The organism is Marinomonas sp. IMCC 4694 (assembly GCF_008122525.1).
Lineage (GTDB): Bacteria > Pseudomonadota > Gammaproteobacteria > Pseudomonadales > Marinomonadaceae > Marinomonas.
In genome coordinates this window covers 3,385,970-3,408,230 of record NZ_VSRV01000001.1, presented here as the reverse complement: position 1 = coordinate 3,408,230, position 22,261 = coordinate 3,385,970, and the positions used below count along the sequence as shown (strand labels likewise).

Annotated in this window: 20 protein-coding genes; 9 read left to right on the top strand and 11 right to left on the bottom strand. The window is 47.5% G+C overall.

All coding sequences use genetic code 11. From position 1 onward, the window contains the following. Nucleotides 1-5: 5 nt before the first annotated feature. Genes FXV75_RS15670 through FXV75_RS15655 form a run of 4 tightly spaced genes read left to right on the top strand, consistent with a single transcriptional unit; the run spans nt 6 to nt 4,966 of the window. On the top strand, nt 6-3,146 hold the full coding sequence (locus tag FXV75_RS15670) for a DUF3427 domain-containing protein (protein WP_148834891.1): 3,141 nt from the start codon (nt 6-8) through the stop codon (nt 3,144-3,146). Then, nucleotides 3,080-3,601, top strand: coding sequence for a hypothetical protein (locus FXV75_RS15665; protein WP_222863177.1), 522 nt, complete (start codon nt 3,080-3,082; stop codon nt 3,599-3,601). Before FXV75_RS15670 ends, FXV75_RS15665 begins: the two co-directional genes overlap by 67 nt. A 9-nt stretch (nt 3,602-3,610) precedes the next feature. Beyond that, nucleotides 3,611-3,754 (top strand): type II toxin-antitoxin system HigB family toxin, encoded by a 144-nt coding sequence (locus tag FXV75_RS15660; RefSeq protein WP_262368617.1) that lies wholly within the window; start codon nt 3,611-3,613, stop codon nt 3,752-3,754. Nucleotides 3,755-3,763: 9 nt separating this feature from the next. Then, a complete protein-coding gene (locus FXV75_RS15655) occupies nt 3,764-4,966 on the top strand; it encodes an ImmA/IrrE family metallo-endopeptidase (RefSeq protein WP_148834889.1) in 1,203 nt (400 codons plus the stop codon). Here FXV75_RS15655 and FXV75_RS15650 read toward each other — a convergent pair. Then, entirely contained in the window at nt 4,963-5,625 is a 663-nt protein-coding gene (locus FXV75_RS15650; protein WP_148834887.1) for a hypothetical protein, read from the bottom strand. The two genes, FXV75_RS15655 and FXV75_RS15650, sit on opposite strands and share 4 nt — an antisense overlap. 189 nt (nt 5,626-5,814) lie before the next feature. On the opposite strand from FXV75_RS15650, the gene FXV75_RS16385 reads away from it, so the two are divergent. Next, the gene (locus tag FXV75_RS16385) at nt 5,815-6,018 is read left to right on the top strand and encodes a hypothetical protein (protein WP_187424907.1); all 204 of its coding nucleotides are present in this window, start codon (nt 5,815-5,817) and stop codon (nt 6,016-6,018) included. Between the two features lie 226 nt (nt 6,019-6,244). On the opposite strand, the gene FXV75_RS15640 is transcribed toward FXV75_RS16385, so the two are convergent. Beyond that, nucleotides 6,245-6,772 carry an Arm DNA-binding domain-containing protein gene (locus FXV75_RS15640; RefSeq protein ID WP_262368578.1) on the bottom strand — a complete coding sequence of 176 codons (528 nt, stop codon included), beginning with the start codon at nt 6,770-6,772 and terminating at the stop codon, nt 6,245-6,247. Between the two features lie 362 nt (nt 6,773-7,134). Then, nucleotides 7,135-8,001, bottom strand: coding sequence for a YicC/YloC family endoribonuclease (locus FXV75_RS15630; RefSeq protein ID WP_148834881.1), 867 nt, complete (start codon nt 7,999-8,001; stop codon nt 7,135-7,137). 154 nt (nt 8,002-8,155) lie between these two features. On the opposite strand from FXV75_RS15630, the gene rph reads away from it, so the two are divergent. After that, nucleotides 8,156-8,872 carry a ribonuclease PH gene (gene rph / locus FXV75_RS15625; RefSeq protein WP_148834879.1) on the top strand — a complete coding sequence of 239 codons (717 nt, stop codon included), beginning with the start codon at nt 8,156-8,158 and terminating at the stop codon, nt 8,870-8,872. Nucleotides 8,873-9,021: 149 nt separating this feature from the next. Beyond that, a complete protein-coding gene (locus FXV75_RS15620) occupies nt 9,022-9,549 on the top strand; it encodes a hypothetical protein (protein WP_148834876.1) in 528 nt (175 codons plus the stop codon). Nucleotides 9,550-9,669: 120 nt separating this feature from the next. Here FXV75_RS15620 and ushA read toward each other — a convergent pair whose 3' ends face one another. The 8 genes from ushA to FXV75_RS15580 all read right to left on the bottom strand — a co-directional run bounded on the left by ushA (nt 9,670) and on the right by FXV75_RS15580 (nt 19,054). Then, nucleotides 9,670-11,277 carry a bifunctional UDP-sugar hydrolase/5'-nucleotidase UshA gene (gene ushA, locus FXV75_RS15615; RefSeq protein ID WP_148834874.1) on the bottom strand — a complete coding sequence of 536 codons (1,608 nt, stop codon included), beginning with the start codon at nt 11,275-11,277 and terminating at the stop codon, nt 9,670-9,672. Nucleotides 11,278-11,438: 161 nt separating this feature from the next. After that, nucleotides 11,439-12,014 (bottom strand): methylated-DNA--[protein]-cysteine S-methyltransferase, encoded by a 576-nt coding sequence (locus FXV75_RS15610; protein WP_148834872.1) that lies wholly within the window; start codon nt 12,012-12,014, stop codon nt 11,439-11,441. Nucleotides 12,015-12,180: 166 nt separating this feature from the next. Next, a complete protein-coding gene (locus tag FXV75_RS15605) occupies nt 12,181-13,290 on the bottom strand; it encodes an ABC transporter ATP-binding protein (RefSeq protein ID WP_148834871.1) in 1,110 nt (369 codons plus the stop codon). Between the two features lie 96 nt (nt 13,291-13,386). Then, complete coding sequence (locus tag FXV75_RS15600) at nt 13,387-14,271, bottom strand: carbohydrate ABC transporter permease (RefSeq protein WP_148834869.1); 885 nt, start codon at nt 14,269-14,271, stop codon at nt 13,387-13,389. Further along, nucleotides 14,264-15,193 (bottom strand): carbohydrate ABC transporter permease, encoded by a 930-nt coding sequence (locus FXV75_RS15595; protein ID WP_148834867.1) that lies wholly within the window; start codon nt 15,191-15,193, stop codon nt 14,264-14,266. Before FXV75_RS15595 ends, FXV75_RS15600 begins: the two co-directional genes overlap by 8 nt. A 167-nt stretch (nt 15,194-15,360) precedes the next feature. Continuing rightward, nucleotides 15,361-16,608: an ABC transporter substrate-binding protein gene (locus FXV75_RS15590; RefSeq protein ID WP_148834865.1), complete on the bottom strand. Its 1,248-nt coding sequence runs from the start codon at nt 16,606-16,608 to the stop codon at nt 15,361-15,363. Nucleotides 16,609-16,860: 252 nt separating this feature from the next. Next, nucleotides 16,861-18,327 carry an ATP-binding protein gene (locus FXV75_RS15585; RefSeq protein ID WP_148834863.1) on the bottom strand — a complete coding sequence of 489 codons (1,467 nt, stop codon included), beginning with the start codon at nt 18,325-18,327 and terminating at the stop codon, nt 16,861-16,863. Beyond that, complete coding sequence (locus FXV75_RS15580; protein ID WP_148834861.1) at nt 18,320-19,054, bottom strand: response regulator; 735 nt, start codon at nt 19,052-19,054, stop codon at nt 18,320-18,322. Before FXV75_RS15580 ends, FXV75_RS15585 begins: the two co-directional genes overlap by 8 nt. A gap of 241 nt (nt 19,055-19,295) precedes the next feature. Here FXV75_RS15580 and FXV75_RS15575 point away from each other — a divergent pair, with 241 nt between their 5' ends. Continuing rightward, complete coding sequence (locus FXV75_RS15575) at nt 19,296-20,267, top strand: carbohydrate kinase family protein (RefSeq protein WP_148834859.1); 972 nt, start codon at nt 19,296-19,298, stop codon at nt 20,265-20,267. 323 nt (nt 20,268-20,590) lie between these two features. Continuing rightward, the gene (locus tag FXV75_RS15570) at nt 20,591-22,210 is read left to right on the top strand and encodes an alpha-glucosidase (protein WP_148834857.1); all 1,620 of its coding nucleotides are present in this window, start codon (nt 20,591-20,593) and stop codon (nt 22,208-22,210) included. Nucleotides 22,211-22,261: the final 51 nt, after the last annotated feature.

Genomic DNA, 22,261 nt, shown 5'->3' with positions numbered 1-22,261 from the left:
ATACCATGCAACAAGTCGGAATTTATGAGCAGCTTATAACTCAACTTGTCGATAGTCGTCTTGACCGAGAGCGATTCTATGTCGGCGAACGTGAGCTCAATAGCAGTGAAGCATCAACATGGTTATCTCGCTTCCTCTCACACATTCTTGAGTATGCGATTGATGCTGTGCCTGCGGGTGATGATCGGCTGCAACAGCAAATTACTTTGTCCAACCAATTGTTATTGTGGTTAAAAACACAAATTCAGGATGATGTTTTTATCGAAGACAACTTGCTTGCCAGTCAAGGTAAAATTCTAACTGCGCTCTATGAGCTCGAAAATCCCGTCTCAGCCGATTTAAAAAATTACATTAACGACATTTTTCCACTAACAGGGTTAAGTCAAAGCGAGCTGTTTTGTGGCAGTAATGCAGGGTTGTCGCTCGAATCTGAATTAAAGCGGGAGATCTTGTCAGCTGATAAAATCTACTGGTTAGTGTCATTTATTAAGTGGGCAGGGATCCGAATTTTTCGCAAAGAGTTAGAGGAATTTACTGCTAGCGGTCGCGAGCTAAAAATCATTACTACCTCATATATGGGGGCGACTGACGCGAAAGCGGTGGAATATTTGGCTGGCCTACCGAATACCGAGGTGAAGCTGAGTTATAACACTGAGCGGGAGCGTTTACATGCAAAGAGCTATCTATTTTTACGCAACACGGGTTATCACACGGGTTATATCGGCTCTTCCAATCTTTCCCATTCGGCGTTAACCAATGGCTTAGAATGGAATTTAAAAATTACTTCGCAAGAAATCCCACACATTATCAATAAATCATTGAGCACCTTTGAAACCTATTGGGCTTCTAATGATTTTGAACACTTTAGTGGCGATGTAACAAGTAGCGAAAAGCTCAAAAAAGCCTTGAACCAGCAGCGCGGAGATTTTGAGGCTAGTCCCACGCATTTCTTTGATATTTCGCCGTTTCCGCATCAGAGTGACATATTGGAGCAATTGGCTGTAGAGCGTAGTGTTCACCAACGATTTCGCAATTTAGTGGTGGCGGCAACGGGTACCGGAAAAACCCTGATTTCAGCTTTTGACTTTGCCCGTTTTATCAAAGAAAAACCGCAAGCTAAGTTCCTTTTTGTCGCGCACCGAGAAGAAATATTAAAACAAGCCAGAGCGGCATATCGTGGCGTATTGCGTAATAGTGCTTTTGGTGAGTTGTGGGTTGGCGGGCATGCGCCAGAGCATTATCGGCAGCTGTTTGTTTCTATCCAAACCCTGAACAATCAGCTGGAACAGCTTAACCTAACGGCTGACTATTATGACTACATTGTGATTGATGAGGTGCATCATATTGCTGCGACTAGTTATCGCGCAGTGCTGGAGCATTTTTCCCCTGCTATATTACTCGGCCTGACTGCCACGCCAGAGCGCCATGATGGCGGTGATATTTTAGCGGATTTTGGTGGTGTGATTGCCGCTGAAATTCGTTTACCGGAAGCCATTAACCGTCGCCACCTTTGCCCATTTCAGTATTTTGGTGTTGATGATGAAACTGACCTTCGAACTATCCCGTGGAGTCGTGGGCGATACGATATCGCTCAGCTGACCCATCTTTACACCCACAACCAAGTTCGTTTCAATAAGATTTTGCTGAGTATGCAGGAGATCATCACCGATATTAGCAAAATGAAAGCTTTGGCCTTTTGTGTGAGCAAAGAACATGCACTGTACATGACAGAGCAACTCTTATTAAAAGGCGTTAAAGCGGATGTGTTGACCAGTGATAACAGCCACGAGCGACAACAAAAGCAGCAAGCGATTCGTTCTGGCAGCATTAACGTGCTTTGCGTGGTCGATATTTTCAACGAAGGTGTTGATATTCCGGAAGTGGATACCTTGCTGTTTTTACGGCCGACAGAAAGCTTAACTATTTTCTTGCAACAGCTTGGCCGTGGTTTGCGCTTAGCCGAAGGCAAAGAATGTTGTACCGTGCTGGATTTTGTTGGTAATTCACGTCCTGAATACGACTTTGCCAATAAATTTAGAGCCTTCGTCGGTAAAAGTCATCGCGCGATCAGTGATGAAATCAAGCAAGGCTTCCCTCATGCGCCACTCGGTTGTCGCATTGAGTTAAGCAAGCGCATGCAAGAAATGGTACTAAGCAATATTCGTCAAGCTTCATTAACGTTGAAGCGCATAGTCGCGATGATCCGCCAATATCCTCAGCATTCCACACTGCCGTTAACATTGTCGAATTTCTTATCTTTAAATCCTTACATCGACTTGAATGAGCTTTATAAGCGAGGGAGTTGGTCGCAGCTGGTTCAGCAAGCTAAAGATGAAATCAACGAAAAATCAGTTGAAGAAGAACTGTTGAAAATGCTTAGAAAGGCCATTCATAACCGAATTTTGACCTGTGATGATCATGCCTATTTGAGTTTCTTAAAACAGCTTTGCCAAAGTAACTTTGTTATTGAAGATGCTGACCATCGTTATGCCTTGATGTGCCATTACGATTTTTGGCAAAAAACAGGGCCAGAGTGCGGTTTTGATTCCATTGAACAGAGCTTAGCGAAACTGAATGCTTGCGAGTTAAAAGCAGAGTTACTGGATGTTGCGAATTGGCAACTCGCACAAACCAAGCATGAGCAACCAACAATGCAGGCTTTGCCAGAGGTTTCATTGAGGCTGCATGCACGTTATGCGCGTGAGCAAATATTGGTGGCATTTGGAGCGACCACTTTTGAGCGCCAACCTCCAGCACGCGAAGGTGTGTTTGTGCTGAAAGATCAAAATATTGAACTGATGTTTGTCACCTTGGACAAAAACGAAAAGCAATTTTCGCCAACCACCATGTATCACGATTACGCTATTAACGAACACCTCTTTCATTGGCAGTCGCAAAATAGTGCACGACCCGATAAGGGGCGTGGCTTGGAATACATCCAGCATCAAAAAATGGGCAAGCGACTGTTTTTATTTGTGCGTGAACAAAGCAAAGATGAATACGGCCGCACTATGGGTTTTGTTAATTATGGTGAAGTGGAGTATGTATCGCATACGGGGTCACAGCCGATGAGTATTACTTGGCAGTTAAAAGAGCCTATGCCCCACTTTATGTGGCAACAAGCCGCGAAGTTGGCAGTGGGCTAGTCAAGATGACGGTGGCATTAGGTGGGCAACGCGGCCGTGATAATGGCTACTTTGAACAATTTGAGCAAGGCACAGCGCAGCGGTATCACCTGCCGCAAAGCACGTTTTTGCAGAAATTTAAGCAGCATATTGCCGAGGAAATTCGCTATTTAGCGTTGGCGTCTACCTCAGACACTCAAAGTTCAACCAAGCAAATTGACAAACTTTGGCCGGTTAAACGAGTCACCGTGTTACCACGCTACGCCATTACCGAAGATCAAGCGGGTAAGAAGTCAGGTTCTGCTGATTTGTATTATTTATTTGAGTTAGGCAAACCACTGTCACTGCAAACGCCAGTGACCAACGTGCCACATCGCCCAATGAAAAACTCGATGAAACTCACCACCTTAACTCGCCTAGAGAGCGTCACTAAGTTTACCGAGGTTGAAAAAGTGTACGAAGCGGCAATGGTGTGATTGTAAAGTATAGATTTTCTAGACGGAAATAGAGTTATATTTAATATCAAAGGTAACCATTACAGACTAGTTGTAAAAGTCAGGTATCAAAATGGCATTGCTGTTATTGAGTGGGTTGGTACTCATGCTCAGTATGATAAGCAACGCTTTTAGGAGGGGAAGATGAGTCACATTAAATTAATCAAATCAGCACACGATCATGAGTCAGCATTGATTCGATTAATGTCATTAATGGACTTGGATCCGCAGCCAGGTTCAGCCGAATCTGATGAGATGGATGTATTGGCATTATTAATTGAAAAGTACGAAGAAGATCATTTTCCAATTAGTAAGCCTGATCCAATGGAAGCGATAAAATTTAGAATGGAGCAACAAGGTTTAAAAAATCGAGACCTTATTCCTTTTATTGGGTCCGCTCCAAAAGTTTCCGAGATATTGAATGGAACACGTAGCCTTAGCTTGAACATGATCCGAAAGCTAAGCAGTGGGTTGGGTATATCAGCTGATGTTTTGATTCAATTGCCAGAGCAAAAGCACGCAATTCAAAGAGAAGTAGATTGGCAAGCTTTCCCGATAGCTGAAATGCGAAAGCGTGGCTACTTTGATAGCTTCAATGGTTCATTACAAGAGTTAAAGAAATATGCGGCTGAGGCCTTGTCTGATTTTATCGGTTCCGTAAAATCAGGCTTTAATCTTCAACCTGCCTTGTTGAGAGCGTCTTCTCACCTTCGTACCAATGATAAGGAAACAGATCCTTATGCTCTGTGGGCGTGGCAAATTCGAGTATTGCAGAAGGCCGCTGAACAAAAATTACCCTGTCAATATCGCGTTGGTACTGTGAATTTGGAATGGATGCAGAACATTTCCAAGCTATCTTGGCTTGAGTCAGGCCCTTTACTCGCGATTGAGTTTCTAAATAAGTCAGGCATTCATGTAATCATTGAGCCTCATCTACCCAAAACGTATTTGGATGGTGCTGTGTGCATGGGCATTGATGGCAACCCGATTATAGCGCTGACGTTAAGGCACAATCGTCTCGATAGCTTTTGGTTTTCACTAATGCATGAAATGGCACATACCGTATTACACTTAGATGGTAATGAAAACTGGTACTTAGATGATTTAGATGCTCAGGGCGTTGATGACATTGAGAAACAGGCCGATGATATGGCTAGAGAGGCGTTGATACCACAGAGTATTTGGTGCAGAAGCAGTTTATCGAGCGCTGAAGAAGTCAGGGAGCTAGCAAAAGAGCTCCAAATATCACCTTGTATCGTGGCTGGACGAGTTTGTTTTGAGAGTGGTGATCATAAAAAGTTTGGTTCTTTATTCCGTGACAAGATTAGCGATTATTTTCAACGTTAAGCCATAAGCTCTTGAGTAATCCAGACATCATTCTCCGGCCCACAAAGGTGGTGCAGCAGCGCTAGGTTGATTTGGTGGCTGACCACTTTGCCGTTTCGTTTTTGGCTTTCTTTTCTTAAGCCACTCAGTAACAACCCCGTGCACGATTTGCCCATTTGCTCCGGCGAGCTGGGCAGGCAAAAGGCGCGGTTTTGCTGTTTGGGGTGCAAGGTAGCGCGCTTTCCTGTTTTAGATAAAGGTGTAACGCACCAAAAGATACAGGCGTTGGCCGGTGTATTTGCTTGCACTGTGTTGGTTTGAATCGTGCCATCCACATATGCCGGTAACAAATGTGCTGGTAACAAAACCAACCCGCCTTGCGCGTGGCCATCAACCTCAGGTAAAGGTAGCCAATACAGGTTTGGCCATTGCTCGGGGCTTTGCCATTTTTCTACGATCACTTGTAAGCCAATGCTATTTAGCCATTGGTGAATCGGGCAGCCTGGGTGCGCTTGTTTAACGCGCGGTAACTGGTAGATCAACCAGCGGGTTAAGCGTTCGGCCGCATTATCGCACTGGCTTAGTGCTGGGTAGAGGGTAAACGCGCCATGCCCCACCAATAAACCGACCACCTGCTGTATCCATTTTCTATCCCAATCGTTGTCACTTGCCCATAACACGTCACTTATCACCTTGTTGGTTTTTCATACCGTCTATTTTCAGTGGTCGGATGCAGACTCGGTGGTGAGATAGATGAAAGAAATGGCCATCAAACTAACCAGTCAAATCGGTTTATTATGATGACCTGTGCGCGGCTAACTGTTTGAAATATATCGTCCAATGTGGCTCTGTTTGGCGGCATTTGGCTAGTGCAAAAAATCGAGACGCCAAACAGTAAATGGTCTAATTTCCCTGTTTGGCGTTTCGATCCAAAAGCCAAACGGACAGTGGTTTTGGTGTATGGGGGTAAAGGCATGGGGAAGTGTGTGCCGGCTGTTGAAACTCATGGATTAGCAAATGACGCCTATGGGGGATTGCATCAGCGGATCAAAGTAAGTAATTGGGTTGGTTGATTTAGCTTAAAGCTGGGTGTGGTATTTTGTAAGCGAGCGATCACTAGGAAAAGCAATGGCTGGATAGTGACAAGGCGAAATGAGAACCGACGCGTACAGAAATGCAGAGGCGTCGGCCATATTGGCTTGAAGATTATGTTTAGTGACCTATTTTTGTCAATCAAAGCCCCAATTGCCCCATTTCTTGGGGCGGCTAAAATTCCTCTTATTCACCTTCTAAAGCTTGCTAAATCAATTGCTGTCCCATTGTCCCAGGTGCCCACGGTAAGTGAGCAAATGGGGGCTTGTTACTTTCTCGAATACGCTCTAATACTTCGCGCACATGTGTGGGGCGCACAGCTTGGATAGGAAGTTGACCAATCACTGGTGCAATCTCTTTGGTAAAAACACGTTTGGGTATATTGGGGTGCTTTAACCGGCGACTTAAGTCTTTGGCATACCAGTCTTGAAACAGCTGGCTGACATTTTGGATCTCTGGGATGGTTTCAATAGCGCGAATTGCTAATGGATCTTCACCTTGCTGAAGTTGTAGCTGCATTTTAGACGATTCTAGTCGAGCCTCTGCTAAGGTCATACTTGGATATTGACCGAGCGTGGCTTCTCGTCGTCCGTTTAGGCTGGTATACCTTAGCATCCAATACGGCATGCCAGATTTTCTTACGCAAAAATATAGGCCATTACCATCACTGTATTTTTTGTTTGCTGCTGCGGTGCGAGCATAAGATTGCACCTGAGTTGCGGTTAGTTTTGCCATCGTTTGTTACTCTATATTCCTAAGAAATCGTTAAAATTTGCTCACCATTGCCCACCACTGTTTGTTTATCGATTGGTTCGATAGTTGAGTGATTGAACAATCTGCAAGCAGCACGATAAGTGGGGATGGCATAAGGCGGTGGTGAGATAGAGGCAAAAATCTGCTCACCAGATACCTTGACTTTTTGCTTGTTGAGTCAAAATAACAGGGACTGCCCACCATTCTGCCCACCACTAAACAGGTAGTTGGTAACGGACATCTGCAAACCGATTTGGACGGAGAAAATAAAAAAGCCCTGTATTTACAAGGCTCTTCACCAGGAAATACAGGGCTTCTAATACATTCTTGGACGGGTAAAAAAACTATTCGATGTTCTGGATCTGTTCTCTCATTTGCTCAATCAAAACCTTCAGCTCCACGGCACTTTGTGTGGTTTCAACGACGATGGATTTAGACGATAGGGTGTTGGCTTCGCGGTTGAGTTCTTGCATGAGGAAGTCTAAACGACGGCCGATGGGGCCTTTTTGTTGCATTTGACGGCGGACTTCTTTGGTGTGGGTGGCGAGGCGATCCAGTTCTTCGGCCACGTCGGCTTTTTGTGCCAGCATGACGATTTCCGCTTCGACGCGCATGGGGTCGAGGTCGACTTTGGCGGCGGCGAGTTTGTCGAGTAGGTTTTGTTTTTGCGCGGCGATGATGTTGGGCAAGTTGGCTTGCACTTCTACGACGATAGCATCGATGGCGTCGAGGCGCTGTTCGATGATGTTTTTGAGCTCGGCGCCTTCGCGCAGACGAACTTGAATCAGCTCTTCAACGCCTTGGTTAAATAGCTCGACGACGGCTTTTTTCATCATGTCGAAGTCGGTGCCTTCTTCGCTCAAGATGCCAGGCCATTTTAGAATGTCGATCGGGTTGGCTGGGTCTAGGTCTTTGAACCAAACACCGAGCGAGTCGATGGCGTGGGCTAGGGCTTGGGCGTTGTCTGGGTTGATGTTTAGGCTGGTGGCGGCTTTGTCGACCGTTTGGAAGCGCAGCTGGCATTCGAGTTTGCCGCGGTTGAGCTTTTTGCGCAGTACGTCGCGGAAGGTGAATTCCAGCTCACGAAAGTTTTCAGGCAGGCGAAAGCTTGGCTCAAGGTAGCGCTGGTTTACGGAACGGATTTCCCAGCTGATGGTGCCCCAGTCAAATACGGCTTCTTGACGTGAAAAAGCGGTCATGCTTGCTGTCATGTTAAATACCTGAATAAAAATAAAGAGAAGATTGATCTAAAATAAGGGGCATATTGTAGCGCATCGTCAAGAGTTTCGCTGGGAAGGCGCGCAATTTTATGTGGGTTCGTTATAATTGCGGCTTTATATCGGTTCAATAATAGAGAGAACAAGTATGCGCCCAAGCGGAAGAGCAGTAGATCAGTTACGTCCCCTTAAAATCACTCGTAATTTTACCAAACACGCGGAAGGGTCCGTTCTTATTGAGTGTGGCGATACCAAGGTTATTTGTACGGCGACCGTTGTTTCAGGTGTGCCACGTTTTTTGAAAGGCAAAGGTCAAGGTTGGATCACAGCAGAATACGGCATGTTGCCACGCTCTACCGGTAGTCGTATGGATCGAGAGGCGGCTCGTGGTAAGCAAGGTGGCCGCACCGTTGAAATTCAGCGTTTGATCGGTCGCTCTTTGCGTGCCGCGGTGGATTTAAAAAAGCTGGGTGAAAACACCATTACCATTGACTGCGACGTGATTCAGGCCGACGGTGGCACACGCACCGCGTCGATCACCGGTGGGTTTGTGGCGTTAGCGGATGCGATGAACAAGCTGGTGGAAAGCAAAAAAATCAAAACGAACCCCATTGTGTCGCACATCGCGGCGATTTCTGTTGGTGTTTACAAAGGCGTGCCGGTATTGGATTTGGATTACCCAGAAGACTCGAATGCCGAAACAGACATGAACGTCATTATGAACGACAAGGGCGGTTTCATTGAGATTCAGGGCACCGCCGAAGGTGAAGCGTTCAGCGATGAAGACATGGCGGGCATGTTGGCCGTAGCGCGCAAAGGCATTGCCGAGATCTTGGAAGCGCAGCGTGTTGCGTTAGCCAGTTAAGCGTTTTGTGTTGAGACACGAATATCCTAATCCAGCTTCGGCTGGATTTTTTTGGCGTTAAATGTCAGTCATTGTGGGTGTTTTTGCGCCTCACAAAGCGCCCCAACTCTGCGACTATGTTTCCAACAATAAAAATAAGGAGACACACCGTGAGTCAATTGATAAAAATAAGCCTAGTCAGCGCGATGTTTGCCGCGAGCGTTCAGGTAACCACTGTGCAGGCGAATGAACCCGATGTCACGGGCACATGGCAGCTGCAAGATGCAGAGGGAGCACAAGCGACCCTTGATCAGGCGGTTGAAAATGTCGCACAAGAGATGAATTTCTTTATTCGTGCGTTAGCGCGTCCTGCACTCAAAAAACAAACACAGATTTGTACTCAGTGGCAATTAAGTAGACCAACGTCGCCGTTCCGGTGGCAATGTGATCGCCTTGAGGCGGATGTCATTTCATTGGATGCACAAAAGGTACTGCTGAAAACAGACGAAGAGGGCGTGGCAATTTTTGCTACTTATCAGCAAACGTCGGACTCCGTGGTGGTTATTTTAGAATCCGAGCGCGGCAAACGTACCAATACTTGGCAGCGTCTGGGTGAGAATGAATTGCGCTACACTGCCATGTTAGAGTCCGAAAAGCTACCGACACCGTTGACATGGACGCTGACCTATACAAAATAATGTGTCCAGCTCAGTGTGATAGGAACAGGAAACGAAAAAGAAAAAAGCGCGAATAGAGCCTGTCTATTCGCGCTTTTTTTGAGCTTTTTTATGAGCTCTTATTGAGCCTTTTTGATGATATTAACGCGTTACAGCACCCGTTGGAGCAAAGTTTGCGCCTTCAAGAGGGGAGTGGTTTTGAATGTATTCAACAAGCACATCGGCATCCACGTAACCTGAGTTTACGTAGTTTGGATGATCGACAATTTTAGGGTAACCATCACCACCGGAAGCGGTGTAGTTATTCATCGCGATACGGTACGTTTGCCCCGCGTTCAATGCCTTGCCGTTGACCATGATGTTAGTGGCTTTGTCACCCATCAGTGTCAGAGACACGCCACTAAACTGCGCAAAAGCGCCGGTACCGGCTTGTTTTGCGGCCGCCACAGACAGGTAATCGCTTAGTTCGTCCGCTGTGAAGTCTACATAAGACACCATGTTGGCGAAGGGCTGTACTTTTAATACGCTCTTATAGGTAACAATGCCTTGTTCTAGGTTGTCACGAATACCACCAGAGTTCATCACGCCAATGTCAGCGTTCACTTTTTGTTTCATTGCCAAAGCAATAAGGTTGCCCAGATTGGTTTCTTGATGACGAACAACGCTGCGGTCGCCCACAAAATCTGCATTGGAGAAGCCAATTTCTACGTTTAGCTCCGTTTGGCCTTTTTCTTGGAAAGGCGTCAACATGTCCAACATCATAGGGTCTTGGGCAATTTCTGCTTCAAGGAAGACACGCTCAGATTTCCCTTCTGCATTGGTGACTTTTTTCTTCAAGTTAACGGGAATAAGACGGTATTCAGACTCCACAATGGCGCCATTTTTATAGACAAAGTCTAAGCGACCCACGTATTTACCCCATTCGTGCGCTTGAAGAATCAAGGTGCCATTCTGTTCATCCGGTTCAAACAATGGGTTTTGTGAGTGACCGCCGACGACCACATCAATACCAGGAACCGCACGAGCTAAAGCAACGTCACCCGGTGCATTACCACCGTGGTTGCCGTCTTTATAATGGCCCATGTGCGTCACAGCGATCACCAAATCGGCTTTTTTGCGCAACTCAGGGATCAGCGTTTTAGCAACCGTGATGGGCGATTCAATGCGAATGCCTTCCAGGAACTCGGGGTTACCCAGTTTTGCCGTGTCGTCCGTGGTGAAACCCACAACAGCGACTTTTAGGTCATCCACTTGGAAAATGGTGTAGGCTTCAAACAAAGGCTTGCCGGTTTTTGCGTCTAAAATATTCGCGGAAAGGAAAGGAAAGCCCGCCCATTCTTTTTGTTTCTTCAAGACCGATAAAGGGTTGTCAAACTCATGATTACCCAGTGCCATGGCATCGTATTTCAGCATGTTCATGCCACGAAAATCGGGTTCAGCGTCTTGTAAATCGGATTCTGGAACGCCGGTGTTAATGTCACCACCGGACAGCAGGAGAGAGTTGCCGTTTTCTAATGCGACTTCTTCACGAATGTTATCGATGAGGGTTTTACGCGCGGCCATGCCGTATTCGCCATTGCTGTTTTGCCAAAAACGTCCGTGATGGTCGTTAGTGTGCAAAATAGTGACACGATATTCTTTGTCAGCTTGCCAATCTGGTTGTTGCGGTCCCATCACAGAGCAGGCGGTAATAGACAGCGCGACCCCGGTGACGGCAAAGTGAGTGATAAAGCGAGTGGATAATTTCATGACTTTGTTCCTTACATGATATTAGTCAGCACTAATGTTTAGAGAGAGGGTAACCACATGCCACTATGCTGTGGCTTATCTTAATGGCGCTGTTTGAAATGTATCTCATATTTGTGACAAGTTCGAGAGACAATGGCGTAATTTTGACCATTTGTGCAATATCAGGTTGTTTCCCTCTTGTAGGGAGCCTTGTGGGTAGCCGCTTTTGCTTCGTTATCAAGCAGTGCGTGTTTGCGTTCCAGTCCCCAACGATAGCCTCCGAGGTGACCATCATGGCGCCGTACTCGATGACAAGGAATGAGCACCGCGATGCGGTTTTTACCGCAGGCCGTGCCGACAGCACGCACCGCGTTAGGGCGATCAATTTGTGCGGCCAGTTCACCGTAACTGCACGTGTTGCCTTCAGGTATGTTCAATAAACACTGCCAAACGATGGCTTGAAATTCGGTGCCGCCAACGTCGAGTGGGATATCGGGACGAGGAGATCCGAGAGAAATGTGGTCGTTTAGTGCGTTTATCCAGTCGTTCAGCCTTGGTGAGGCTTGATGGCTTCCAAGCCTAAGCTCAGTGTCTGGGAACTCAAGGCTTAAGAGCGACACAAGGGCGATTTCGTCGTCACCGAATTGCACACAGCAAACGCCTTTGTCGGTCGTCGCCATGATCATCCAGCCCAGCGCGGTGACACGACAGGCGTAGTGAATCGGGTTTTGTTTGAGGTGCCCTTTGGCTTGATTCATAGTGAGGTCTCGATGTGGCGTTTGGATGTGATGGTAGCGATAAGGAGTACACGTTTTACACACTATATTTTTCTGCGTGTGTTTTAAACAAAAAAAACCTGTGAAAGAGACATCATCTCTGACACAGGCGCGCTGAACACAGCGAAACGATTACCAATGAAACCGGTTAGAGATCGAGGCGTTTGCCTGACGCTTGGTCGAATACAACCGCTTTGGAAGTATCAAACATCATTTTAATAATGGCGCCCGCTTTCGCTGGGTACATAGGGTTAGAGCGGCAGTTGATTTCGGCGTCGTTAACACGGGTTAAAATCATGGTGTCGGCGCCCATGGGCTCCGTGACTTCCACTTCCACGTCGGTCACTGTGACAAATGGCTGGCCTTCTTTGTGCGGCTGCGGTTCTGTGATCATTTCGGGGCGTAACCCCAACAGCACGGTTTTACCAACATAGCCTTTGAGTGCATCGGGTTTGGGAAATGGCAAGGCAACGGTCGTGCTGGTGGCTAATTCCAACATGGGGACACCGTCTTTTTCGATGACGTGCGTCGGAATAAAGTTCATCGCTGGTGAGCCCATAAACCCTGCGACAAACAAGTTAGCCGGATTGTCATAAATTTCTTGTGGTGAGCCAAGCTGTTGTACTTCGCCATCTTTCATCACCGCGATACGGTCGGCGAGTGTCATGGCTTCGATTTGATCGTGGGTGACATACACGATGGTTGTGCCGAGTTTTTGGTGCAATTTTTTGATCTCGGTACGCATTTCTACGCGCAGTTTTGCGTCTAAGTTAGACAATGGCTCATCGAACAAATAAAGCTGAGGACGACGAGCTAAAGCACGCCCCATGGCGACACGTTGGCGCTGTCCACCTGATAATTGCGCGGGTTTACGGTTTAATAAATGGTTAATTTGCAGCATCTCTGCCACGCGCTGTACTTCTACATCACGTTCAGCTTTAGGGACTTTGCGCATCTCCAAACCAAAAGAGATGTTCTGCTCAACGGTCATGTTTGGGTACAAAGCATAAGACTGGAACACCATTGCGATGTCACGATCTTTTGGGCTGGTGTGGGTTACGTCGTTATCGGCGATGAGAATACGGCCTTCGGTCACTTCTTCAAGGCCGGCAATGGAGTTCATCAACGTGGATTTACCACAACCGGACGGCCCTACCAAAATCAGGAATTCACCCGCTTTGATGGAAATATTAATGCCTTTTAAAATTTCTGTGTTGCCGTAGCTTTTTTTCACATTATCGATGACAAGGTTAGCCATGTTAGTACTCCAAATAAGGTCAAATGGCGTGGGCGGTGTCGTATAAAGGCCCACGCGTTGTGCTTGTTCGTATTGTGTTGGTTTGTGTGAAAAGGCCTAGCCTTTGACCGCACCCGCGGTTAAGCCGCGGACGAAATATTTACCGGCAAACACATACACAGCAAGGGTTGGTAAAGCGGCAATAATGGCCGCGGCCATGTCTACGTTGTACTCTTTACCGCCAAAGCTGGTGTTAACTAAGTTGTTCAAAGCAACGGTGACCGGCTGAGTATCAAAGCCAGAAAACGCCACGCCGAAAAGAAAGTCGTTCCAGATTTGCGTAAACTGCCAAATCACGGTTACCACGATGATCGGTGTCGATACGGGTAAAATAATACGATAGAAAATAGTGAAGAAACCGGCTCCATCAAGACGGGCCGCTTTGACTAATTCGCCCGGAATAGACTGGTAAAAGTTACGGAAGAACAAAGTCGTAAACGCCACCCCATACACCACGTGAACAAACACCAAGCCGGTTGTGGTATTCGCAATGCCTAACCAACCCAACGTACGTGCCATGGGCAACAAGATGACTTGGAAAGGAATGAAGCAACCAACTAACAGCGCTGCAAAAAACACATCGCTACCGCGAAACTTCCATAAAGAAATCACGTAACCATTGATCGCACCAAGCAGGGTCGAGATCGCCACCGCAGGCAACACAATTTGGAACGAGTTCATAAAGAAAGGCGAAATGCCGTCGCAGCTGCTGCCGGTACAGGCGCTTGACCAAGCCTTAGACCAAGAATCGAAATTCAATACCGCGGGCAAAGACAGCAAGGTGCCAGAGCGAATTTCTTCAACGTCTTTCAACGAGGTCAGCAACATAACGATAAAAGGCATCAAGTAAAACGCGGCAACGACTAACAGCACCGTGTATAAAGCGACACGTAAGGCTTTGTCCAGCCCAGAGGTTTTACGGCGTACCGTGTGATTACTCATGGCGTTCACCTCGCAGTTCTGAGTACAAATAAGGGATCAAGATCGCCAACACGCATCCCAACATAACCATCGCAGACGCGGAGCCTAGGCCGATTTGGCTACGGGTAAAGGTGTGTGCGTACATGAAGTTGGCGGGTAAGTCAGACGAGTACCCCGGCCCCCCGTTGGTGAGCGCGGCCACCAAGTCGAAGCTCTTAATCGCAATGTGCGACAAAATCACCAAGGCACTAAAAAAGACCGGTTTCAACGACGGTAAAATCACGCGGCGGTACGTCGTAAACGTACTCGCGCCATCGAGGTGAGCGGCTTTGATTAAATCACCATCCACACCGCGAAGACCCGCCAAGAACAACGCCATCACAAAGCCAGACGCCTGCCATACCGCGGCAATAACCAAACAGTACACCACCATGTCGGGGTTGATTAACCAGTCGAATTTGAAGTCCTCAAAGCCGAAATCGATCATCATTTTTTCCAGACCGTTGGTTGGGTTAAGCAACCATTTCCAAGCGGTACCTGTGACGATGAAAGAGATCGCCATGGGATAAAGATAAATGGTACGAATGGCGCCTTCGGCACGAATTTTTTGATCTAAAAAGATCGCCAAGGTCACACCAAGAAACAAGCAAATCAGAATAAACAAACCACCAAATACGCCTAAGTTGCCCAGCGCCACCATCCAGCGGTCGTTATTAAAGAGACGTTCGTATTGATCAAGGCCGACAAAATTGTACGACGGCAACATGCGTGAACCGGTAAACGACAAGACAGCGGTCCAGATCATGTAGCCATAAATACACACCACGGTCATGATAACGGTGGGCGCCATCACGATTTTTGGCATCCAATCGGCCAAGCTTAGGCGCGCAGGGCGTCCTGACTGAGTCGGTCCTGACCCAGAATGAGCGGCTTTCGTGTTCATAATAGAGGCTTCACTATTGAAGAGGAGGTGGCAGAAATAACGACAATAAAGAACACGACACCGTGCTTTTCGTTATTTTTGTCACATCCTCTAGGAAATATTAAGAGGAGGCTGGCCCGACGGCCAACCTCGTACGTTGACTGCAAACACCGTTTGCAGAGTCCGTTTTACATGCTTGCTTTTACCGCACGTGCTAGCTTGTCTACCGCTTCTTTTGATGTCATTGATTCATCGTTGAAGAAGTTCGTTACCACGTCATAAATAGCGCCTTGAACCATAGAGTTCACGGCCATGCCGTGCGCCATACTGGGTACTAATTGACCGGTTGTTGAGCTGGCTAGGAACGCATCCATAGAAGAATGAGCACAAGAGTCAAACTGGTCGCGAGGCATGTTCAAACGCGCTGGAATAGAGCCTTTGTTCAAGTTGAACGTTTCTTGGAACTTAGGTTCAAGGATCAAACGAGCCAAGTCTTTTTGCGCCGCTTGTTTGTCTTTGCCGTCCACTTTAAACATGGCAAGAGAGTCAATGTTGAATGTGAATGCACCGCTGGTACCTGGCGCTGGGTAACAAACGTAATCCACACCGGCTTTTTTACCCGCCGCGGTAAACTCGCCTTTCGCCCAATCGCCCATGATCTGCATCGCGGCATCACCATTAATGACCATTGACGTTGCGATGTTCCAATCGCGACCAGAGAAACCTGGGTCAACGAATTCACGCATTTGTTTGAAGGTATCAAATACGTCAATCATGTCTTGGCTACGCAGTGTTTTATCAGATAAACCTAGGAAAGCACTGTTGTAGAAGGGGGCGCCTTTAGACAAAGCAATGGCTTCGAACAGTGTCGCGTCTTGCCATGCTTGGCCACCATGAGCCAAAGGTGTGAAACCCGCGGCTTTGATTTTTTTCGCTTCGGTAATAAACTGATCCCATGTGGTCGGGATAGAAGCGCCGGATTTACGGAAGACTTCTGGGTTCGCCCACAACCAGTTTACACGGTGAACGTTGACCGGTGCCGCTACGTAGCGACCATCATATTTCATAACTTCACTAACAACACCAGGAAGAATCACATCCCATTCGCCTGCTTTAGCCACATCATCAAGATTTGTTAGGAAGCCAAGCTCGCCCCATTCTTGAATGGTTGGGCCTTTGATTTGAGCCGCAGAAGGAGGGTTGCCAGCAATGGCGCGAGATTTCAGAACCGTCATGGCCGATTCACCGCCACCACCTGCCACGGCAAAATCTTTCCAAGTGTGACCGTCTTCGACCATCAAATCTTTTAAGACATTGATAGAAGCCGCTTCACCGCCGGATGTCCAGTAATGTAGCACTTCTACTTCCCCAGCCTGAGCGGTTGCGGCGGCTAAGGAAAGAGCGACTGTTGTTAAACCGAAAGCAATTTTTTTCATGATAGTAACCTTTGTTATTGTTATGTCGTCTGATCAAAAACAGCGTGTGTTTTGATACCGCGTTTTGTATATCGACGTTATGGTTCGACGATTTTTCATCGATTAACGTTCGATGAATAGAATCTAACAAAGGATGAGATGAAAGAGGGTAAAGAAGAGCAACCTATTGTAACAAAGTCTTGCAAGGTGACGATTTTGTAACAGCGACGCTTACACTTTTCTTGCACAAAAAGCCTATAAAAACAGGGTGTTTCAATGTCTTGGTAGCCATAATTTGGCTTCCAGCCCTTTTACGGCATGGTTGCTTAACGTTACTTCACCACCATGGGCTCGAGCAATATTACGGGCAATGCTCAGCCCTAACCCCATGCCGCCAGGATGACCGGAGTGATCGGGTGTCAAGCGTGTGTAGGGTTGAAAGACCTTGTCCATTTTGTCGACGGGTATCCCCGGGCCTTGGTCACAAATACGAATGCAGAGGTCATCTTCGTCGTCTTCTATGTAAACCGTTGCCGTTTTTCCATAGTACAAGGCGTTGTCGACGAGGTTGCCAAGGCAGCGTTTAATGGCTAGGGGTTTACCAATAAAAGGGTGCGCTAATTCGCCGACAACAGTAAGCGTGATGTCATGTAGGTTGGCGGTGGATTGCATGTCTTTGAGCATGCGAGAAATGTTCACTTCGATGCGATTTTCGTGAATATCGGTTTCTTTGACGCTTTGAAGAGCGCCTTTTACCAACATGTCTAAATCTTCTAAATCTCGAATCATGGCATCACGGGTGTCATCTTCGTCGAGCATTTCAGCCCGCAAGCGCAAGCGTGTTATGGGGGTTTTTAAATCGTGCGAGATGGACGCAAACAATCGTTCGCGATCATTCAAATAGCGCTGAATACGTCGCTGCATGTCGTTAAAGGCTTTGGCGGTATTGCGTACCTCTATGCTGCCGACTTCTTTTATGGGTTGCCAGTCGCCTTGCCCAAAGCGCTCAGCAGCGCGGGCCAAGGTCGCCAGTGGTCGAGTCATGCGCCTGAGGATAAAAATACTCAATAACAGTACAGTGACGACTGACATCGCCATAGAAAACAAGCGTTCACCACTGAGCGCCGAGGTGCCGTCTAAAAAATACGGGTCAGGCATTAAGCTGGCTAAATACAGCCAGTCTTTCTCATTGATGGGGATTTGAATCACGATGATCGGCGGTGTGAGCGGTTTGACTAATAAACTGTGATGGCCCCAGCGTTCTGGCAGATCGACCAGTCGGGTTTGATTATTGATGACGTGCAAGTCGTCTGGGCTGGAGAAATCGATTTTGGCATTAAGAATGCCCAGTTGTTTAATCAGCGTAGATCGCACTTCGTTTTTAACAATGTCTTTAAGTGGCGAATCTGGAATGGTATTAATGTGAATTTCTTCTTTGTTCAACGTCACAAAAAATCGTGTGCCGCCCATGTCCTGCAGTTGATCGATCACAATATGACGGTAATTGGTTGGCAGGGATTTGAAATAACTGACCGTCGCGGCGATACGAAACGCCATGTGTTTAGACACTTCAAGGACGTTTTTTTCGGTATCGGATTCGAGCTGACGTAACCAAATAGACGAACTGATGAACTGCGCACTGGCCACGCCCAGTGCCATGATGATTAAGATTTGCCCCGTCAATGACTGAGACCAGCGCTTAAGACGTGAGTGCAGACCCATGGGCGAGCTATTAGGCATGGTTAATCACATCGACGTTGGCGGTTAAAATATACCCTTTGCCGCGCACGGTTTTGATTAATTGCGGTTGTCTGGCGTCTTCGCCTAAACGTTGGCGCAATCGACTGACATGCACATCAATAAAACGATCCAAGGGCGCGCTGTCTCGTCCGCGGGTGTTTTCAGCGATGTGTTCACGGGTTAATACGGCGCCCGGGTGCGCGAGAAAAAGCATTAATAAGCTGTAATCGGCGCCAGATAAGGCTTCTTTTTCGTCGTTAAAATGCAACTCCCGCGAGAGCGTGTCGAGTGTAAATTGGGCAAACCGATAGAATCGATTGGTCACCGGTGGCGTGATGTCTACCACGTCGGTGTGGTCCATGCGCCGTAAAATGGCTTTTATCCGAGCCAGCAATTCACGCGGATTAAAGGGTTTGGCCAAATAGTCATCGGCCCCAATTTCTAACCCAATAATACGGTCCATCTCGTCTGAGTTAGCGGTCAGCATAATCACTGGCACTTGCGATTGAGTCCGCAAAGAACGGCATACTGCAAAACCATCTTGCCCTGGCAGCATGATGTCTAAAATCACCAAATCAATGTGTTGCTCTGCTTTAAAGTTCGCCAAGAAGGCTTCGCCCGACTCGGCGGTGAATACCGTAAACTGATGTTTTTCTAAGTAGACTTTGAGTAAGGTGCGAATCTCGTCGTCATCGTCTACTACATAGATGGTTTTAGCGTGGGTCATTGGTGGCTCAGTGTGTGGTGTCTTATTATTGTCATTGTGGTTGCATGACTTTCGAGTCTAACAAGAAACGGACAGTGAACCAATTGCCCACGATGCCCTTATGTAACCTATGTTGCGCTTAAAAAGCCCAAAGCGTTAAATAAATTAAATTGATTTAATCGGCCATGCCCTGCATAATTTTTAGTCTAATCGTATTTATACCGTCGTAGCAACAGCCTACGTATCACAAGAGAGTAAAACAATGACAACAAAAGTAATGGCGTTTGGCGAAGCCTTAATCGATTTTCTTTCTAATGGCGCGACGAAAGCCGGCGAGCTGGAATCGTTTACCAAGTTTCCTGGTGGCGCACCGGCCAATGTCGCGGTGGCGGTGGCCCGTTTGGGTGGGAATAGTCATTTTGTAGGACAAGTTGGCGACGATGCGTTTGGTCATTTCTTGAAAACCTCTCTGGACGACTACGGCGTGAACACCACCAACATGCTGATGACTAAAGAGGCGAAAACGGCCTTGGCGTTTGTCAGCTTGGATCAAACCGGTGAGCGTAGCTTCGAATTTTATCGCAGTCCTTCTGCAGACATCCTGTTTCGTGAAAGCGATTTTGACGCCTCTTGGTTCGCCGACGGCCAAGGGGTTTTTCATACCTGTTCGAATACCTTGACGGACGCCGAGATCACCAAAGCCACTTTGGCAGGCGTTAGCATGGCGCGTGCGGCGAACTGGATTGTCAGCATCGATGTGAATTTGCGGATGAACTTGTGGCCAAATGGTCAGGTAGACACGCAACGCGTGATTGATTGGATGCAAAGTGGCGATGTGGTCAAAGCCAGCTTAGAAGAGCTTGCCGTAATGGCGGCCGATCCTTTTGCTTTGATCAATGACAGCTTAGCGGCGGGCGTGCGCTTGTTTGTGTTAACTGATGGCGCCAACCCCATTCGTTTTTACACCGCACAACATGGCGAGCATCAGGTTATGACGCCAAAGGTAGAGGTAAAAGACACCACCGCTGCAGGCGATGCGTTTGTCGGTGGTTTGCTCTACAAATTGGCTGAATTGGGTGGCGACCGAGTGTCATTGGCCGCTTTATCACCGGTCCAGTTGGTGGATATCGTGCGCTTTGCTGCGGCCTGCGGTGCCGACTCGGTCACCAAGTTGGGTGCGTACCCTTCTTTGCCTTCTTTGGCCGAAGCCGAGGCTCAACTTAATCGTTTTTAGTCACAGGATTCAGAATTTTCCTGACATTTTTGACGAAAAAAAAGCGTGGAGATCCACGCTTTTTTTTGTTTCACAGTGGTTTTTTAGTATAACGAGTGGTGACTGCTAAGATAGGAGGTGGGGTAATTAAGTCAATATTAAGGACGAATTCTGCTTGAAGCATGAGAGGGGTTTGTTAATAATCGAGATTCTTCTTAATCCTTATAGAAGCCGATTCTCTGCTATATCCCAGCCGTCATCTGTTTCTGTATTGTGCGATCTTGTCTCATTTTAGATGGAGAGTAGGTTGATACCTCTCCTGATGTATTTTTTTGGAGAGTCCGATGACAACCAATTTGAACTGGTGGAAAGGTGGGATTATTTATCAAATTTACCCACGTAGTTTTATGGATGCAAGTGGCAATGGTGTGGGGGATTTAGCCGGTATTACCGGTAAACTCGATTATGTGGCGTCGTTGGGTGTCGATGCGATTTGGCTCTCGCCTATTTTTACGTCGCCAATGAAAGATTTTGGTTACGATGTGTCGGATTATTGCGATATTGACCCCATGTTCGGCACGTTAGCGGATTTTAAAACCTTGGTCGATCGCTCCCATCAATTGGGCTTAAAAGTGATGATTGATCAAGTGATTAGCCATTCAGCGGACGTACACCCTTGGTTTGAAGAAAGCCGTCAAGATAAAACCAACCCAAAAGCGGATTGGTATGTGTGGTCAGATCCTAAGCCCGATGGCTCACCGCCTAACAACTGGTTGTCGATTTTTGGGGGCAGCGCCTGGAAATGGGACAGCCGTCGTTTGCAGTATTACTTGCACAATTTCTTAGAGTCTCAGCCGGATTTTAATTTCCATCATCCAGAAGTCCGCCAAGCGCATTTGGACAACATGCGCTTTTGGCTAGAGCTTGGCGTAGATGGTTTCCGCTTGGATACGGTGAACTTTTATTTCCACAGTGAAGGCCTAGAAGACAACCCTCCTGTGCCGGTTGGTGAGCCCAAAACCATGGGTGCGCCCCACGACAACCCGTACACCTATCAGCGTCACGTGTACGATTTGAGCCGTCCTGAGAACTTGGACTTCTTGAAAGACCTGCGTGTGATGATGGACGAATACCCAGGCAGCACCATGGTGGGCGAAATCGGCGACGACTTTCCATTAAAACGTATGGCGGAATACACCTCCGGCGGCGATAAGTTGCACATGGCCTACACCTTCGATTTCTTGAACACGCCACACTCCCCAGAATACATCCGTAAAACGTTAGCCGACATGAACAACATTGTGGGCGACGGTTGGCCTTGTTGGGCATTGTCGAACCATGATGTGGTGCGTTCGCGCACTCGCTGGGGGGCACAAGAAGACGCTAAAGCGTATCCATTGATTGCGATGGCGCTGATCTTATCGTTGCGTGGCAGTGTGTGCTTGTATCAAGGGGAAGAACTGGGTTTACCAGAAGCGGATGTGCCTTTTGAGCGCATTCAAGATCCTTACGGTATACCGCTTTGGCCGGTATTCAAAGGCCGCGACGGCTGTCGTACGCCGATGGTGTGGGATGCCTCACCACTGGGCGGATTTTCAACCGTAGAGCCGTGGTTGCCTGTTGATCCAGCGCATTTGCCTTTGAGTGTGGCCGCGCAGGAAGCCGATCCTGATTCCCTGCTGCATAAAGTGCGTCAGCTTATTCACTGGCGTCAGCAGCAGCCGGCGTTGGTAAATGGTGAGCTGTCTCAGGTGGACGTTGGTAATGATCAACTGATTGCCTTGGTACGTGAGTACGAAGGGGAGAGCATGTTAGTGGTGTTGAACATGACCCACCTTGAGCAGCAGGGTCGAGTTATTCAGGGCATAGAAGAAGCGTTGGTTGGACATGGTTTTGCGTCCACTTTAGAGGCCGATACTGTGACATTGCCCGCGTATCAAGGTTTTTTTGCTAAGCTGTCCTAAGCTGTCCTAAGCAGTAGAACGTTTATTGTGCTTTTGCTACTCTAAGCCGAT

What these genes read in the sequence shown, in the direction of transcription:
- FXV75_RS15670 (WP_148834891.1), top strand. Translation starts at nt 6, where the DNA reads ATGCAACAAGTCGGAATTTATGAGCAGCTTATAACTCAACTTGTCGAT.
- rph (WP_148834879.1), top strand. Translation starts at nt 8,156, where the DNA reads ATGCGCCCAAGCGGAAGAGCAGTAGATCAGTTACGTCCCCTTAAAATC.
- FXV75_RS15630 (WP_148834881.1), bottom strand. Translation starts at nt 8,001, where the DNA reads ATGACAGCAAGCATGACCGCTTTTTCACGTCAAGAAGCCGTATTTGAC.
- FXV75_RS15595 (WP_148834867.1), bottom strand. Translation starts at nt 15,193, where the DNA reads ATGAACACGAAAGCCGCTCATTCTGGGTCAGGACCGACTCAGTCAGGA.
- FXV75_RS15585 (WP_148834863.1), bottom strand. Translation starts at nt 18,327, where the DNA reads ATGCCTAATAGCTCGCCCATGGGTCTGCACTCACGTCTTAAGCGCTGG.
- FXV75_RS15655 (WP_148834889.1), top strand. Translation starts at nt 3,764, where the DNA reads ATGAGTCACATTAAATTAATCAAATCAGCACACGATCATGAGTCAGCA.
- ushA (WP_148834874.1), bottom strand. Translation starts at nt 11,277, where the DNA reads ATGAAATTATCCACTCGCTTTATCACTCACTTTGCCGTCACCGGGGTC.
- FXV75_RS15590 (WP_148834865.1), bottom strand. Translation starts at nt 16,608, where the DNA reads ATGAAAAAAATTGCTTTCGGTTTAACAACAGTCGCTCTTTCCTTAGCC.
- FXV75_RS15605 (WP_148834871.1), bottom strand. Translation starts at nt 13,290, where the DNA reads ATGGCTAACCTTGTCATCGATAATGTGAAAAAAAGCTACGGCAACACA.
- FXV75_RS15580 (WP_148834861.1), bottom strand. Translation starts at nt 19,054, where the DNA reads ATGACCCACGCTAAAACCATCTATGTAGTAGACGATGACGACGAGATT.
- FXV75_RS15575 (WP_148834859.1), top strand. Translation starts at nt 19,296, where the DNA reads ATGACAACAAAAGTAATGGCGTTTGGCGAAGCCTTAATCGATTTTCTT.
- FXV75_RS15600 (WP_148834869.1), bottom strand. Translation starts at nt 14,271, where the DNA reads ATGAGTAATCACACGGTACGCCGTAAAACCTCTGGGCTGGACAAAGCC.
- FXV75_RS15610 (WP_148834872.1), bottom strand. Translation starts at nt 12,014, where the DNA reads ATGAATCAAGCCAAAGGGCACCTCAAACAAAACCCGATTCACTACGCC.
- FXV75_RS15570 (WP_148834857.1), top strand. Translation starts at nt 20,591, where the DNA reads ATGACAACCAATTTGAACTGGTGGAAAGGTGGGATTATTTATCAAATT.
- FXV75_RS15640 (WP_262368578.1), bottom strand. Translation starts at nt 6,772, where the DNA reads ATGGCAAAACTAACCGCAACTCAGGTGCAATCTTATGCTCGCACCGCA.